The sequence below is a fragment of the Streptomyces sp. TAA204 genome, from assembly GCF_000424965.1.
The window spans coordinates 517,428-531,190 of record NZ_AUKW01000003.1 but is presented as its reverse complement, the minus strand read 5'-3'; the positions used below and the strand labels follow the sequence as shown (position 1 = coordinate 531,190).

Here is a 13,763-nt window from a genome sequence, read left to right as displayed (position 1 = left end):
GCGATCCTAGACGCGGCATTCCGTTCCAACGGCAGCGGCTCCGGACGCGGTTGGTCCGCGCACGGCCCGGCGCCCCCGACGCACACGCGCCGTACTGTTCCCGTACACGGGCACCAGTCCCCGCCCGTCGCTCCGAACGCTCCCCGCTGGAGGCCCCCGTGACCTTCGACTACGTCAAGCGTCCCCGTACCTCCGCGTCGGAGGGCCCGGGCCGGCGGCTGGTCAGCCTGTGCAAGACGGCGAAGGTGTCGCTGGAGAAGGCCGGGCTGACGGGTCGGCGCGCGGCCGTCTACCTCGTACTGGACCGCTCCGGCAGCATGCGCAAGTACTACAGGGACGGCACCGTCCAGCAACTGGCCGAGCAGGCACTCGGCCTGTCCGCGAACCTGGACGACGACGGGACGGTGCCCGTCGTCTTCTTCTCCACGGAAGTGGACGGCGTCGCCGAGGTCGGCCTCGACTCGTACGAGAACCGCATCGGCCCCCTCAACGACAGCCTCGGCCACATGGGCCGCACCAACTACCACGTGGCCATGCAGGCGGTCCTCGACCACCACGCGGCGTCCGGGAGCACCCACCCCGCCTTCGTGATCTTCCAGACCGACGGCGGCCCTTCGTCCCGCAGCGCGGCCGAGCAGCTGCTGTGCACGGCGTCGCGCCTGCCGGTCTTCTGGCAGTTCGTGGGCTTCGGCGATCCCGCCGGCAAACACTTCGACTTCCTGCGCAAGCTCGACGAACTGCCCGTACCGGCGAAGCGCGCCGTGGACAACGCCGGCTTCTTCGCCGCGGGGACGAACCCGAAAGAGATGCCGGACGACGCGCTGTACGCGGAGCTGATGCGGGAGTTCCCGGACTGGCTCATCGCGGCCCGCCGGGCAGGCATCCTCCACGACTGACGTCCGCACGCCCGCGGGACTCACCGCTGTACGGAACCTGTCCGGCCTGTCCGGCGCGCACGACATCGCGTGTCGACTCCGTCTCGGAAAGGTCCGGCCACGCGGCCTCGGCGCCGGGAAGCCGGCTGCGTCAGCCCCGTCCCCGCTGTATCCCCAGCGGGACGCCTATCTCGGCGGCCATCACCGCGCCGGCCTCCTTCTCCAGCACGCCGTCGTCCTCATCCGCGGTGCTGTCGGTGTCCAGGCCGTCCAGGGCGTCGAGCGGGGTGTCGAGGCGTACGTGGGCGACGAGGGACTGCAGGGCGCGCAGGGCGGCGGAAGCGGTGGGGCCCCAGTTGGACAGGTAGGAGAACTGCCACCACCACAGGGCTTCGCTGACCCGGCCCGCGCTGTAGTGCGCCATGCCGTGCCGCAGGTCGGTGACCACGTCGGCGAGATCGTCGGAGATACGGCAGGCGACGGGTGCGGTACGTGGTTCGTAGGGGTCGAAGACCTCGGAGTAGACGTCCACGGGGTCGAGCAGTGCGGCGAGCTTGAGGCGCATCTCGTCGACGTCCGCCTCGGGGCCGATGTCCGGCTCGTAACGCTCGACCGGTACGAAGTCCTCGTGGGCGCCCAGCCGACCGCCCGCCAGGAGGAGTTGGGAGAGTTCAAGAAGCAGGTAGGGGACCGCGCTGTCCGGGTCGTCGCCCTTGGCGACCTCTGTCACCGACACGATGAAGCTCTCGATCTGGTCGGAGACCTGAACAGCGAAGTCGTCCGGATTGTCTGTGATCGCGTTCAGTGTGGCGTCAGACATCGAGCAACCTTCTTCCCTCGAAGGCCCGCCCCAGCGTGACCTCATCGGCGTACTCCAGGTCCCCCCCTACGGGGAGGCCGCTTGCCAGGCGCGTCACCTTCAACCCCATGCTCGAGACCATACGCGCGAGGTAGGTGGCCGTCGCCTCTCCTTCAAGATTGGGGTCTGTGGCCAGAATCAGCTCGTTGACCTCGTCGTCCGCGAGGCGGGCCATCAGCTCCCTGATCCGCAGATCGTCAGGACCGACGCCCTCGATGGGGCTGATCGCGCCGCCCAGAACGTGGTACCGGCCGCGGAACTCGCGCGTCCGCTCGATGGCGACGACGTCCTTCGGCTCCTCGACCACGCAGATGACACTGCGGTCACGGCGTGTGTCCAGGCATACGCGGCACTGTTCCTCCTGCGCGACGTTGCCGCACACGGCACAGAACCGGACCTTGTCCTTCACCTCGAGCAGCGCGTGCGCGAGGCGGCGTACGTCCGCGGGCTCGGCCTGCAGGACGTGGAAAGCTATCCGCTGCGCGCTCTTGGGACCGACGCCGGGCAGCCTGCCCAACTCGTCGATGAGATCCTGAACCACGCCTTCGTACACGGATGCTCCCGCTTCTCTCCTCGGCCCCGGCCCTCGGCTCAGGGGCGGTGCCCGATGAACGGTAGTTTCCCTGTGACGACCGCACCAGCGCCCCCGAACCCTGGAAGATCCCTGAGACCCCCTCCCGGCCCTCCCGCCGGAGGCGCTGACGCGAACGGCTCGGAACCCCCCGGCCGTTCCCTCAATCCGCGCCGGACGGATGTGCTCAGAAGGGCAGCCCCGGCATTCCTCCGCCACCCAGCCCCTGTGCGAGCGGGCCGAGCTTCTGCTGCTGCAACTGCTGGGCGCCGCCCACGGCGTCCCGTACGGCGGCGAGCACGAGATCCGAGAGGGTCTCGGTGTCCTCCGGGTCCACGGCCTTGGGGTCGATGACGAGGCCCTGGAGTTCGCCGCCGCCGTTCACGGTCGCCTTCACCAGACCACCGCCCGCGGAACCCTCCACAGAGGTCTCGGCGAGCTCCTGCTGCGCCTCGGCGAGGTCCTGCTGCATCTTCTGGGCCTGCTGCAACAGCTGCTGCATGTCGGGCTGGCCCCCACCACCGGGAATCACGACTTGGCTCCTGGCTCGTCGACGATGTCTTGTCCGCACAGTGCGCAGTTCACAGCGCACGCGCCGTGCGTCTTCTCCGCTCGAGCACGCGTACTTCGTGTACTGTGCGTACCTGCCGTGCGCGTACTTTCTGCTTCTTGTCCTGAGCCTACGTGCTCCGGGCGTGGCCTGCCGACCCTGGCTTCATCCCGCCCCGGGACCGGCCGCACGGCCCCGGGCGGACGCTATTCGTGATCGAACTCCTCGAGCACCGTGGCCCCCAGCTCCCGCATGATCAAGTCGTGGCCGGAGAGCGCGGATTCGTCGAGGTCGGGATCGTCCTCGGCGGGCATGTCGTCCTCCAGCCCGCCGGGGTATGGAGCCGACACGGTGGCGGAACCACCCGCCGCACGCCCGGACTGCCCGGGAACACCCCCCGCCGCCGCCGACGCGCCTGACGGCGGCGCGGCCTGCGCGGTGGCCATCGCCCGGCGGGCGCCCGAAGCGGCACTCCCGTCCCGTCCCTGGCTCTGCCCCTGCCCCTGCCCCTGCCCCTGCCCCTGTGGCGGGTGCTGGTTCCCGGCGCCCTGCGCAGGCGGCGGGGCGGCGGACGACCCGGTGGGGGACGGCGGCGTGGAGGCGCCCCCTCCTCCACCCGCACCGCCGCCGAAGCCGCCGCCACCGCCGAAACCGCCGCCCGCCGGGGAGGCCCCGCCGCCGGACGGCCCCGTGCCACCGGCACCGGAACCCGCCCCGCCGGACGGATCGACGATGGCCTCGACCTTCCACTGCACGCCCAGCGCATCGCCGAGCGCCTGCACCAGTACGTCGTCGCTGCCGCCGTTGGCGAAGCTGTCGCGCGCGCCCGCGTTGGAGAAGCCGAGCTGGAGAGTGGTGCCGTCGAAGCCGACCACCTGTGCGTTCTGGCTGAGCAGGATCCAGGTGAAGCGGCGGCGGTTCTTCACCGCGTCCAGGATCTGCGGCCACATCTGCCGCACCTGGGCGGCGCCCTGTGCCGGGTCCGGCGCCGCCGGGGCGGGCCCGGAGCCCTCACCGGCGGACGGCGGAGACGAGGAAGCGGCGGGCCTGCCGGGACCGCCGGGCCCACTCCGACCGGTGCTCTCCGGCCCGGAACTCTGGCCGGGGCTCTGAACGGGGCTCTGAACGGGGCTCTGAACGGGGCTCTCAGGCGGCGCGGCGCCGGCCGCCCCGCCGCTCCCCGGCCATGCACCGGGGCGGGAGGAGGGCGACGGCCCGGACGGTGCGGCGGCGTCTGCCCCCGTGCCCGAACCCGCGCCGCCACCGGCACCCGTACCGGTCGGCCAGGCACCGGGCCGTCGTCCGCCGCCGCCACCGTCGGCCCGCTGCTCGGCCTGCTCCCCCTGCTCCCCCTGCTCCGGGGGTACGGGTACGGCGGCCGGGGCACCGGCGTCCGTCCCTGCGCCGCCCCGCCCGTGGGGAGCCGCGGCTGCGGGAGGGCCGGAGACCTCGGGCGGGGCGGCCGGCGTGGGCGGCGCGGCCGCGTACGGCGGGACGGGCGCCTCGGAGCTCACCGCCGGCGGGCCCGCGGGAGCCCCGCCCGCGGCTCCTGCCGCCCCCGTCGCCGCCCCCGTGAAGGCGACGCCCCGCTCCAGCCGGTCCAGCCGGGCCTGGACGGAACGCTCGTCACCGTACGTCGCGGGAAGGAGTACCCGCGCACAGATCAACTCCAGCTGCAGCCGCGGTGACGTCGCCCCGCGCATCTCCGTGAGGCCCGTGTTGACGACGTCGGCGGCGCGGCTCAGCTCGGCGGCGCCGAAGACACCGGCCTGCGCCTGCATGCGCTCGGCGACGTCGCGAGGGGCGTCGATCAGTCCCTTGTCCACCGCCTCCGGGACGGCCGCGAGGATGACCAGGTCACGCAGCCGCTCCAGCAGGTCCGTCACGAAACGGCGCGGGTCGTGGCCGCCTTCGATGACGCGGTCCACGATTTCGAACGTCCGCGAGCCGTCGCCCTCGGCGAAGGCTTCCACGACCTCGTCCAGCAGCGCGCTGTCCGTGTATCCGAGCAGGGACGTGGCCATCTCGTACGTCACGCCGTCCTCGCCCGCGCCGGCGAGGAGCTGGTCCATGACGGACATCGAGTCACGCACCGAGCCCGCGCCCGCACGCACGGCCAGGGGCAGCACCGCGCCGTCGACGGGGATCGACTCCCGCTCGCACACGTCTGCGAGGTACTCGCGGAGCGTGCCGGGCGGAACGAGGCGGAACGGATAGTGGTGCGTCCGCGACCGGATGGTGCCGATGACCTTCTCCGGCTCCGTCGTCGCGAAGATGAACTTCAAGTGCTCGGGCGGCTCTTCGACCACCTTCAGCAGGGCGTTGAAGCCCGCCGAGGTGACCATGTGCGCCTCGTCGACGATATAGATCTTGTAACGACTGGACGCGGGCCCGAAGAACGCCTTCTCGCGCAACTCCCGTGCGTCGTCCACGCCTCCGTGCGAGGCCGCGTCGATCTCGATCACGTCGATCGAGCCCGGCCCGTTGCGCGCGAGGTCACGGCACGAGTCGCACTCGCCACAGGGCGTGGGTGTGGGCCCCTGCTCGCAGTTGAGGCAGCGGGCCAGGATGCGCGCGCTGGTCGTCTTGCCGCAGCCGCGCGGACCGCTGAAGAGATACGCGTGGTTCACACGGTTGTTGCGCAGGGCCTGCTGCAGCGGATCGGTCACGTGCTCTTGCCCGATGACCTCCGCGAAGGTCTCGGGGCGGTACCGGCGGTACAGGGCGAGGGACGACACACCCCCGACGATATCGGTGCGGACCGACAAGTCACGCCGCCCGCTTCCACGCCCCCGGGGCAAGGGCTCCTGGCCCCGTCCCCGGCCGTCCCGGAACGCGAACGCCCCCCACGCACCCGCCAGAGCCCTCCTACCCTTGCTGCCTTCCGGCCCTGGGGGAGTTCAGAGAGATAGCGCCACGTGAGGGGCTGCGCGCAACACTACCCGATGCCCGTACCGGGGATCGAGTTCGCGAGCACTCCCCGGCGTCTTGTAGTGTTTGCGGCGGAGGATTCGCCTAGTGGCCTAGGGCGCACGCTTGGAAAGCGTGTTGGGGGCAACCCCTCACGAGTTCGAATCTCGTATCCTCCGCCCAGCCTCACCGGGCTGAACGAAGGCCCCGACCGCACGCCGGTCGGGGCCTTCGTCGTTGCATGGTCGTCCCTCTCGCCGAGGAGGCCATCCTCGAGGCCGATGCCGACAACCAGCCGGACAAAGCCGCGCTGGCAGGCGTCCTCACCTACCGCGCCCACCAGCAGTGGACGAGCATCCACGGGCGCCATGACGAGCCGGCAGCCCACCTCGACCTCTGGCTCGCCACCATCGAGTCCGGCCTGAGCTTCGGCAAGCTGTCCATCGGCCCCGCTGCCCGCGATCTCAGCCCGGCCGCCCCCGCTCTTCGCCGGTCAGGCGCCGCCTTGTACAACGGCAACACGTTCGCCTCCCTCACCGCCCGTCCCGTCCGCGACGACGCCGACCAACTGGGCATCACCACCCACGACCCGGACACCGACAAGCTCACCGCACAGGTCGGCGACCTTCTGCACCGCTGGAGCCAGGAGCGCCCCGCCCAGCCCCTCATTGCTGCCCACCCACCCGTCACCGGAGACGATCAGCTCGGCGACGGCGCTCGCCTCGCCCGGCCCGACACCCGCCTGACATTCGGCTGGTAGCCGCCCCAACCCGGCAACCGCCGACCCGGCTTGGCCTGATGGCACGTACCGCCCGGCTGGAGCAGGTACGTCGCGTCGCGGACTGGGACGGGGCGCCCCTTCACCCAGGACTCCGTGAAGCACGTCCCCGTGTGGCTCAAGCTGCCCGGGCCCGATCCGGGCCGATCCGGCTCAGGGAGCGGGGACGGGGGGCACCTCCAGGGTGCGGTGGCCGAGTTGGCGCATCAGGTCGACGATGTCGAAGTGCGCGGTGCGCTCGATGACCTTCTCGCCGCGGAAGCGGTCGATCCCCACGGCTTCGAACTCCGCACGGCGCCCACTCGCGGGAAGCCCGCGGAACGGGCCGAGTTGGGTGCCGGTCACCCATACCCGACTCATCACCAGGTCGCCCTCGACGATCTGCTCCTGCACGGTGTCGGTGACGTCGGGGAAGGCCGCACGGAAGGCCTTGACCCAGGTCCGTACGCCTTCGGGGCCGTGCAGACCGAACTGCGGCCAACGGAAGTCGTCCGCGAATATCTCGTCCGCCAGGGCGAGTTCGTTGTTCGTGATCACCTGCTCGAAGAGCAGGGCCGCACGCTGTTTGCGTGCGCTCGGCGAAGTGCCCGGCTGGATCGCGATGTGCATGCTTCCTCCTCCTGGTAACGCTCGCCGAACTCCGGGAGCACCGCCGGGAAACGGTATGGACGACACGGGAGGCTCTCCAGCGCTCACGGCCTTCTTCAGGGTTAACCCCGATGCCGCCCGTCACCCGCGTCCATAGCGTCGGCGGAGCCGAACGTCGGCCGATCGGGAGGGCACGTCATGGCGTCGGAACCAGGCTGCCGGGCCACGGGAGCACCGGCGGGGGCGCCGCTGTCCGCCGCCGTCGACCGACTCGCCCTGAACCGCCGGCACTGGCTGGTCTTCGGGGTGTGCGCCGCGGGGTTCTTCTTCGACTCCGTCGACCTCCAACTGCTCACGCTCGTGGCTCCCGTGCTGGTGCGCACGTGGGCGCTCGACCCGGGGCAGGTCGGCGTCCTGACGTCGGCGGCGATGGTCGGAATGCTCTGCGGCGCCTGCCTGTTCGGCGCGGTCGCGGACCGTGTCGGGCGGCGTCCCGCATTCCAGCTCACCGTCGCGCTGTTCGCGCTCGGCAGCGCCCTGAGCGCGCTGGCACAGACACCGTCCCAACTGGTCGCGCTGCGCTTCGCCGTCGGCCTCGGGGTCGGTGGGCTGGTGCCGGTCGACACGGCCCTCATGGCGGAGTTCATCCCGGCGCGCAGCCGCGGCCGGATGATCGCGCTGTGGGCACTGGCGTTCCCCGTCGGCGGGCTGGTGTCGACGTTTCTGGTCTCCGTCCTGCTGCCGCACGTGGGTTGGCGCGGGATCCTCGCGCTCGGGCTGCTGCCGGGCCTGCTGGTGCTGATGCTGCGCCGACTGATCCCGGAGACGCCGCAGTTCCTGCTCTCCAGGGGGCGGCTCGCTGAGGCCGAGGCGTCGGCGCGGTGGATCGCACGGGGGACGCTGCCGTCAGTCGCGGATCCGGCGCCCGGTGCTGCTCCGTACGTGGCGGATGCTCCGTACCGACGTGGCGACGCTGGAGGGCCCGCGCCAGCCGTCGGGGCACGGCGCGGCAGGGTCCGGGAACTGTTCTCCCGTACGTACCGCAGGAGCACCGCCGTGGCCTGGGTGCTGTGGTTCTGCTGGAGCTTCGCGTACTTCGGGGTCACCTTGTGGCTGCCGACCCTGCTGGTGATGGAGGGCGTCCCCCTGCACACCGCGCTGCGGTACGGGATCGGCTTCCAACTCGCCGCGATCGCAGGGCGGACGGTCATGATGCTCTTCGCGGACCGCCTGGGCCGGCGCCGGCTGATCCTGATCAACGGGGTGGCGGCGGCCGCGCTGATGGCCGCCTTCGGGGCCTCGCACACGATGTGGTGGCTGGTGTGCACGGGGTATCTGCTCTCCTTCTTCCAGGACGGCGGGTTCAGCGGCATCGCCCCGCTCACGCCGTCGCTGTATCCGGCCAACCTGCGTGCGACAGGCGTCGGTTGGGCGAACGCGGCCGGACGGGTCGCGAGCATGCTGGCGCCCCTGCTGGTCGGAGCGCTCGTCGGAGCGCACGCCACCTGGGCCGTGTTCGCCGTCTTCTCGTGCTGCTTCCTGTGTGCGTCCGCCTCGGTCGCGGTGGGCGAGGAGCTGTCGCAGCACGGGACCGCGCCTGCCCCAGGAGAGCACAGCGCGGCCAGGACGGCGGGCGCGGCAGGGTCAACGGAACGCACGGGACGACCGGCTCGGCGGAGCCGGTCCTGAACTGATCGAAAAAAACGAGGAGTTGTCGCGATGACGCGAGCGGTGAGGTTCTACGAGACCGGCGGGCCCGAGGTGCTGAAGGTCGAGGAGGCGGACGTCCCTGAGCCCGGCCCCGGCGAAGTGCTCGTCGCTATCGAGGCCATCGGCCTCAACCGCGCGGAGGCCAACTTCCGCGCGGGCCGCTACTTCGAGCAGCCGGAAGCCTTCCCTGCGGGACTCGGCTACGAGGCTGCGGGCACCGTGCTGTCCGCCGGCTCGGGTGTGCGAGAGCCGCGTGCCGGAACGGCGGTCAGCGTCCTGCCGACGTTCTCCATGACGCAGTACCAGGTCTACGCGGACCGGGCCGTCGTCCCCGTCTCCTCCCTCGTTCCGCGTCCTGATGGCCTCGGCGCGGTCGAGGGCGCGGCGGTGTGGATGCCGTATCTGACGGCGTACGGGGCGTTGGGCGATCTCGCGGACGTCGGCGAAGGCGACACGGTCGTGATCACCGCGGCCTCCAGCAGCGTGGGTCTCGCCGCGATCCGTACGGTCCGCCGCCTGGGAGGGCGCGCCGTGGCGGTCACGCGGACGGCGGCCAAGCGCGCGGCCCTGGAGAGCGCGGGCGCGGACCTCGTAGTGGTGCGTGCGGAACAGGAGTTGACGGACGAGGTCACCAAGGTGACCGACGGGCACGGCGCCCGCGTCGTCTTCGACCCCGTGGGCGGGCCCGGCGCCGCGGAGTTGGCCGCGTGCGCCGCGCCGCGGGGGACGGTGTTCGTCTACGGAAGCCTCGGCGGCCAGGACACCGTCTTCCCTCGTGCCGCGCTGCCCAAGGGGCTGTCCTTCCGCGGCTATCTGCTCTTCGAAGTGCTCGCCGATCCCGAACGCTTCTCCCGCGCACGGGAGTTCGTCGTCTCGGGGCTGGCGGACGGATCACTCGTGCCCGCCGTCGACAGCACATATGAGCTGTCCCGGATCGTGGCGGCGCACCGGCACCTGGAGTCCAACAGCCAGGTCGGGAAGATCGTGGTCACGACCGGGGACCGAGCAGCGACTCCGGAGTGATCGGGAGGCCGCGGGGCCTGACGCCAGTGGCGTGGAAGACCGCGTTGGCGATGGCCGCGGAGACCCCGACGGCGCCGAGCTCGCCGATGCCGCGGGCACCGATCGTGCCGGCCTGGTCATCGAACTCGTCGACGAAGACGACGTCCAGGTCCGGCACGTCCGCGTTGACCGGTACGAGATAGCCGACGAGGTCCTTGGCGACGAAGCGCCCCAACTGCGCGTTCGTGACGGACCGTTCGAGCAGCGCCTGCCCGATCCCCCAAGTGATGCCGCCCGTCATCTGACTGCGCGCCGTCAGCGGGTTGACGATCCGGCCCGCACTGTAGGCCCCGACGACGCGGCGTACGCGCGGAATGCACAGGTCCTCGTCCACCGCGACCTCGGCGAACACACAACCGAAGGTGTGCATCGAGGGGCCATCGTCCGCCGGGCTCCAACAGCCCATCGCCGCAGCCTCGTTGAGCCCGTGGCGTGCCAGCAGCTCCGTGAGCGGCACCGGTTCGGTCCCGGCGCGCACGAAGGCACCGTCCACCAGCCGCGCGCCCTCCGGCGGCGCTGCACCGTCCGGTGACGCCTCTCCCGGCGGCGGGCCGGCCGGGACGGCGGGCTCCCCGGCAACCGCCAGCGCCGCCAGCCGGGTGAGGAGCGCGCCGCAGGCCTCGCGTACCGCCGAGCCGACGCTGAGCGTGGTCGAGGAGCCCGCCGTCATCCCGGTCTGAGGCAGCTCAGTGTCGCCCAGCCGCACGCGTACGAGATCCGGCGGACAGCCGAGCGTCTCGGCCGCGATCTGCGCGAGGACCGTGTACGTGCCGGTGCCGATCTCCTGGGTTCCGGCCTCGATGAGCACGCTGCCGTCAGGGGCGAGCCGTACCCGGGCCCTCGCGGGGAAGCGGAACTGGTTCATCGTGGCGCTCGCCATGCCCCAGCCGACCAACTCCCGGCCGACGCGCATCGAACACGGAGTCGTCGGCCGGTCCTGCCAGCCGAACCGGCGGGCACCGGCCTCGTAGCATGCCCGCAGCTCCTTGGAGGAGAAGGGCCTGCCGGAGGTCGGGTCGGTGTCGGCGTGGTTGCGCAGCCGCAGTTCGAGCGGGTCGACGCCGATTTCGTGGGCGAGTTCGTCCATGGCCGACTCCAGGGCGAACATGCCGGGGCCCTCGTGCGGCGCGCGCATCGGCGTGGGCAGGACGGCGGCGACGGGCGCCACCCTGTGCCGCGTGGTGATGGCCGGGCACGCGTAGGCGGTACGGCTGCAGGTCGCCGCCATCTCCACGTACTCGCCGTAGCCGGAGGTCGGGCTCACGGAGGTGTGCCGCAGGGCCGTGAGCCGTCCGTCGGCGGTCGCGCCGAGGGTGACGGTCTGCCGGGTCTCGGGCTGGTAGCCGTGCGAGGTGAAGCTCTGCGCCCTGGTGAGGGTGAGCAGCACCGCGCCGCCGACGTGCCGGGCCGTCATCGCGGCGATGATCTCGTGCGGCCAGGTGTAGCCCTTGCTGCCGAACCCGCCGCCGGTGAAGGGAGAGACGGCCCGTACGTACTCCGGGTCCATGCCGAGTGCGGAGGCCACCACCGTCCGTACGTTGAACACCCCCTGCGAGGCGTCGTACAGCGTCAGCTTGCCGTGCTCGAACCTGGCCAGCGTCGCGGCCGGTTCCATCGCGCTGTGGTGCCGGGAGGCGGTGGTGTAGTGCCCCTCGACGACGGTCGCGGCGGCTGCGAGGCCCGCCTCGAGGTCGCCGGTCGCGGTGTCCGCAGGGCCCCAGCGCGGCAGGGGGGTGGGGCGGTAGGCGTCATCGAGCGCGTCGTCCAACGTGGTGGCGGCGGGCCGCAGTTCGTAGCGGAGGGCGACCAGCTCCGCGGCGGCCTGCGCCTGCCCGAGCTGCTCCGCGACGACGACGGCGACGGGTTCCCCCTCGTACCGCACGACGTCGTCCTGGAGCGGGAGCAGCCCGTGCGGGTACATGCCCGCGGTGACGCGGTGCAGGGGCGGTGCGTTGAGATGGCTGAGCACGGCCACGACGCCGGGTGCCTTCTCGGCCTCGGCCGTCTCCACCGCGGTGATGCGGCCCGCGGGCACGGCGGAGGTGACGAGTACGGCGTGCCGCACGCCGGCATCCGTCCGGTCGGCCGTGTAACGGGCGGAGCCGGACGCCTTGGCGGGGCCGTCGGCGCGCGGACGGCCGTGCGGGGACGGGGAGTTGGCGGGTACGTTGCTGCCGGGTGCGGTCGCGGACGCCGCCGTGGTCGCCTTGGCGCTCGTACTCGCGGTCTCGTGCGTCATGCGGTGCCTCCGATCCGCCCCAGCGTGCGGATCACGGCCCGCTTCGCCAGCTCGATCTTGAAGGTGTTGTCCTTGAGCGGACGGGCATCCCGGAAGGCAGAGTCGAGCACAGGGCGGATGGCCTCCGGCGTCAACTCCGTCCCCACGAGGGCATCTTCGGCCTCGTACAGGCGCCAGGGCCGGGCCGCCAGGCCGCCGAGCGCGAGGTGGAGCCGGCGTATGGTCGGCCGCTCGCCGCCGCCGGTGTTGCCGTCGCCCGAGTCGCCGCCGTTGGTGTCGAGTTCGAGCCGGGCGGCGACGGAGACCAGCGCGAACTCGTACGAGGCCCGCTCCCGCACCTTCAGATAGCCCGACCGGGCATCGGGCGACGGGGGCGGCACGTCGACGGACAGCACCAGCTCGCCGGGGCGCAGCACCGTCTCGCGTGCGGGGTCGTCCCCCGGCAGCAGATGGAAGCAGGTGACGGGGACGGTGCGGGTGCCGTCCGGCGAGCGCAGGGTCACGCGGGCGTCCAGCGCCGCCAGCGCCACGGCCAGATCGGAGGGGTGGGTCGCGCGGCACCGCTCGCTCCAGCCGAAGACGGCGAGCGAGCGGCCGTGCCCGTCAGCGGCGGCACAACCGCTGCCCGGCTCACGCTTGTTGCACGGCAGAGCGCGCTCCGCGCGGAAGTAGGGGCACCGCGTGCGCTGGAGCAGATTGCCGCCGACGGTCGCGGCGTTGCGGAGCTGCGGCGAGGCCGAGAGCTCCAACGCCTCGGCGATCGCAGGGTATTCAGCGCGCACGGCCGGGTCGGAGAGTACGGCGGTCATGGTCGCGAGGGCGCCGATGTGCAGCCCGCCGGCGTCGGCGCGGATGCCGGAGTGCCCGATCCGGGAGATGTCGACCAGCACCTCCGGCGCCTCGACGCTGTCCTTGACGAGGTTGAGCATGTCGGTGCCGCCCGCGACCGCGCGGGCACCCGGCACGGTCGCGAGGGCGGTCAGGGCGGTGCCGGTGTCCTGGGCACGCAGATATCCGAAGTCACGCATGGGCGTCCCTCTCGCGGACCCCGTCGTCCTCGTCGTCCTGGTCGTCCTGGCCGGTCCCACCGTCCTCGTCGGCGATGCGGTCGCGGGCTGACCGTACGGCCTCGACGATCTGTGCGTATGCGCCGCAGCGGCACAGATTGCCGCTCATCCACTCCCGTAACTCCTCGTCGGAGCCGGCGTGCCCCTCCGCGATGCACGCCACCGCCGACATGATCTGGCCCGGTGTGCAGAAGCCGCACTGGAGGCCGTCGTGCTCGACGAACGCCGACTGGACGGGGTGTTCGGCCGCAGGACCGCCGAGTCCTTCGATCGTGGTGACCTCACGCCCCTCCTGCATGACGGCGAGCGTCGAGCACGCGTTGATCCGCGCGCCGTCGACGTGGACGGTGCACGCGCCGCACGCACCGCGGTCGCAGGACTTCTTCGTCCCCGTGAGCCCGATGACTTCGCGCAGCGCGTCGAGCAGTGTCGTACGCGGTTCGACGGCGATGTGACGGTCGGTGCCGTTGACCCGCAGGGTCACCTTCACCGAGCTTCCGGCAGGCGTGAGTTGCATCGCGGTTCTCCCGTCGGGTGACTGTCCGCTCGCACGC

Annotated in this window: 12 protein-coding genes, 1 tRNA gene and 1 other RNA gene; 5 read left to right on the top strand and 9 right to left on the bottom strand. The window is 72.0% G+C overall.

Going from position 1 to position 13,763, the window contains the following annotated elements; all coding sequences use genetic code 11:
- Positions 1–158: 158 nt before the first annotated feature.
- A complete protein-coding gene (locus H343_RS0107820) occupies positions 159–896 on the top strand; it encodes a vWA domain-containing protein (protein WP_037902751.1) in 738 nt (245 codons plus the stop codon).
- Between the two features lie 130 nt (positions 897–1,026).
- Here the strand turns inward: H343_RS0107820 and H343_RS0107815 are convergent, their stop codons facing one another.
- From H343_RS0107815 to ffs, 5 genes are all read right to left on the bottom strand, one after another.
- On the bottom strand, positions 1,027–1,695 hold the full coding sequence (locus H343_RS0107815) for a DUF5063 domain-containing protein (RefSeq protein WP_028430671.1): 669 nt from the start codon (positions 1,693–1,695) through the stop codon (positions 1,027–1,029).
- Positions 1,688–2,287, bottom strand: coding sequence for a recombination mediator RecR (gene recR / locus H343_RS0107810; RefSeq protein WP_028430670.1), 600 nt, complete (start codon positions 2,285–2,287; stop codon positions 1,688–1,690). Before recR ends, H343_RS0107815 begins: the two co-directional genes overlap by 8 nt.
- Before the next feature lie 205 nt (positions 2,288–2,492).
- Entirely contained in the window at positions 2,493–2,837 is a 345-nt protein-coding gene (locus H343_RS0107805) for a YbaB/EbfC family nucleoid-associated protein (protein ID WP_028430669.1), read from the bottom strand.
- A gap of 224 nt (positions 2,838–3,061) precedes the next feature.
- On the bottom strand, positions 3,062–5,593 hold the full coding sequence (locus H343_RS0107800) for a DNA polymerase III subunit gamma and tau (RefSeq protein WP_028430668.1): 2,532 nt from the start codon (positions 5,591–5,593) through the stop codon (positions 3,062–3,064).
- Between the two features lie 94 nt (positions 5,594–5,687).
- An RNA gene (ffs, locus tag H343_RS34065) (signal recognition particle sRNA small type) lies at positions 5,688–5,786 on the bottom strand.
- A gap of 73 nt (positions 5,787–5,859) precedes the next feature.
- Here ffs and H343_RS0107795 point away from each other — a divergent pair.
- Both H343_RS0107795 and H343_RS29530 read left to right on the top strand, forming a co-directional pair.
- Positions 5,860–5,944 (top strand) — tRNA-Ser (locus H343_RS0107795).
- 62 nt (positions 5,945–6,006) lie between these two features.
- Complete coding sequence (locus tag H343_RS29530; RefSeq protein WP_051264730.1) at positions 6,007–6,525, top strand: hypothetical protein; 519 nt, start codon at positions 6,007–6,009, stop codon at positions 6,523–6,525.
- A gap of 171 nt (positions 6,526–6,696) precedes the next feature.
- Here the strand turns inward: H343_RS29530 and H343_RS0107785 are convergent, their stop codons facing one another.
- Positions 6,697–7,152, bottom strand: a complete 456-nt coding sequence (locus tag H343_RS0107785) for an ester cyclase (RefSeq protein WP_037902748.1) — start codon at positions 7,150–7,152, stop codon at positions 6,697–6,699.
- A gap of 177 nt (positions 7,153–7,329) precedes the next feature.
- On the opposite strand from H343_RS0107785, the gene H343_RS0107780 reads away from it, so the two are divergent.
- Together H343_RS0107780 and H343_RS0107775 are read left to right on the top strand one after the other, a co-directional pair.
- On the top strand, positions 7,330–8,820 hold the full coding sequence (locus tag H343_RS0107780) for an MFS transporter (protein ID WP_028430666.1): 1,491 nt from the start codon (positions 7,330–7,332) through the stop codon (positions 8,818–8,820).
- A 30-nt stretch (positions 8,821–8,850) separates the two neighbouring features.
- Positions 8,851–9,864 carry a zinc-dependent alcohol dehydrogenase family protein gene (locus H343_RS0107775; RefSeq protein WP_028430665.1) on the top strand — a complete coding sequence of 338 codons (1,014 nt, stop codon included), beginning with the start codon at positions 8,851–8,853 and terminating at the stop codon, positions 9,862–9,864.
- On the opposite strand, the gene H343_RS29525 is transcribed toward H343_RS0107775, so the two are convergent.
- Genes H343_RS29525 through H343_RS29520 form a run of 3 tightly spaced genes read right to left on the bottom strand, consistent with a single transcriptional unit; the run spans position 9,830 to position 13,726 of the window.
- Positions 9,830–12,142, bottom strand: coding sequence for a xanthine dehydrogenase family protein molybdopterin-binding subunit (locus H343_RS29525; protein ID WP_051264729.1), 2,313 nt, complete (start codon positions 12,140–12,142; stop codon positions 9,830–9,832). The genes H343_RS0107775 and H343_RS29525 overlap by 35 nt on opposite strands.
- Positions 12,139–13,170 carry an FAD binding domain-containing protein gene (locus H343_RS0107765; protein WP_028430664.1) on the bottom strand — a complete coding sequence of 344 codons (1,032 nt, stop codon included), beginning with the start codon at positions 13,168–13,170 and terminating at the stop codon, positions 12,139–12,141. The genes H343_RS29525 and H343_RS0107765 overlap by 4 nt, the downstream gene beginning before the upstream one ends.
- Positions 13,163–13,726 (bottom strand): (2Fe-2S)-binding protein, encoded by a 564-nt coding sequence (locus H343_RS29520; protein ID WP_078505164.1) that lies wholly within the window; start codon positions 13,724–13,726, stop codon positions 13,163–13,165. Before H343_RS29520 ends, H343_RS0107765 begins: the two co-directional genes overlap by 8 nt.
- Between the last annotated feature and the right edge of the window lie 37 nt (positions 13,727–13,763).

What these genes read in the sequence shown, in the direction of transcription:
- H343_RS0107815 (WP_028430671.1), bottom strand. Translation starts at nt 1,695, where the DNA reads ATGTCTGACGCCACACTGAACGCGATCACAGACAATCCGGACGACTTC.
- H343_RS29530 (WP_051264730.1), top strand. Translation starts at nt 6,007, where the DNA reads ATGGTCGTCCCTCTCGCCGAGGAGGCCATCCTCGAGGCCGATGCCGAC.
- H343_RS0107785 (WP_037902748.1), bottom strand. Translation starts at nt 7,152, where the DNA reads ATGCACATCGCGATCCAGCCGGGCACTTCGCCGAGCGCACGCAAACAG.
- H343_RS0107780 (WP_028430666.1), top strand. Translation starts at nt 7,330, where the DNA reads ATGGCGTCGGAACCAGGCTGCCGGGCCACGGGAGCACCGGCGGGGGCG.
- H343_RS0107775 (WP_028430665.1), top strand. Translation starts at nt 8,851, where the DNA reads ATGACGCGAGCGGTGAGGTTCTACGAGACCGGCGGGCCCGAGGTGCTG.
- H343_RS29525 (WP_051264729.1), bottom strand. Translation starts at nt 12,142, where the DNA reads ATGACGCACGAGACCGCGAGTACGAGCGCCAAGGCGACCACGGCGGCG.
- H343_RS0107765 (WP_028430664.1), bottom strand. Translation starts at nt 13,170, where the DNA reads ATGCGTGACTTCGGATATCTGCGTGCCCAGGACACCGGCACCGCCCTG.
- H343_RS29520 (WP_078505164.1), bottom strand. Translation starts at nt 13,726, where the DNA reads ATGCAACTCACGCCTGCCGGAAGCTCGGTGAAGGTGACCCTGCGGGTC.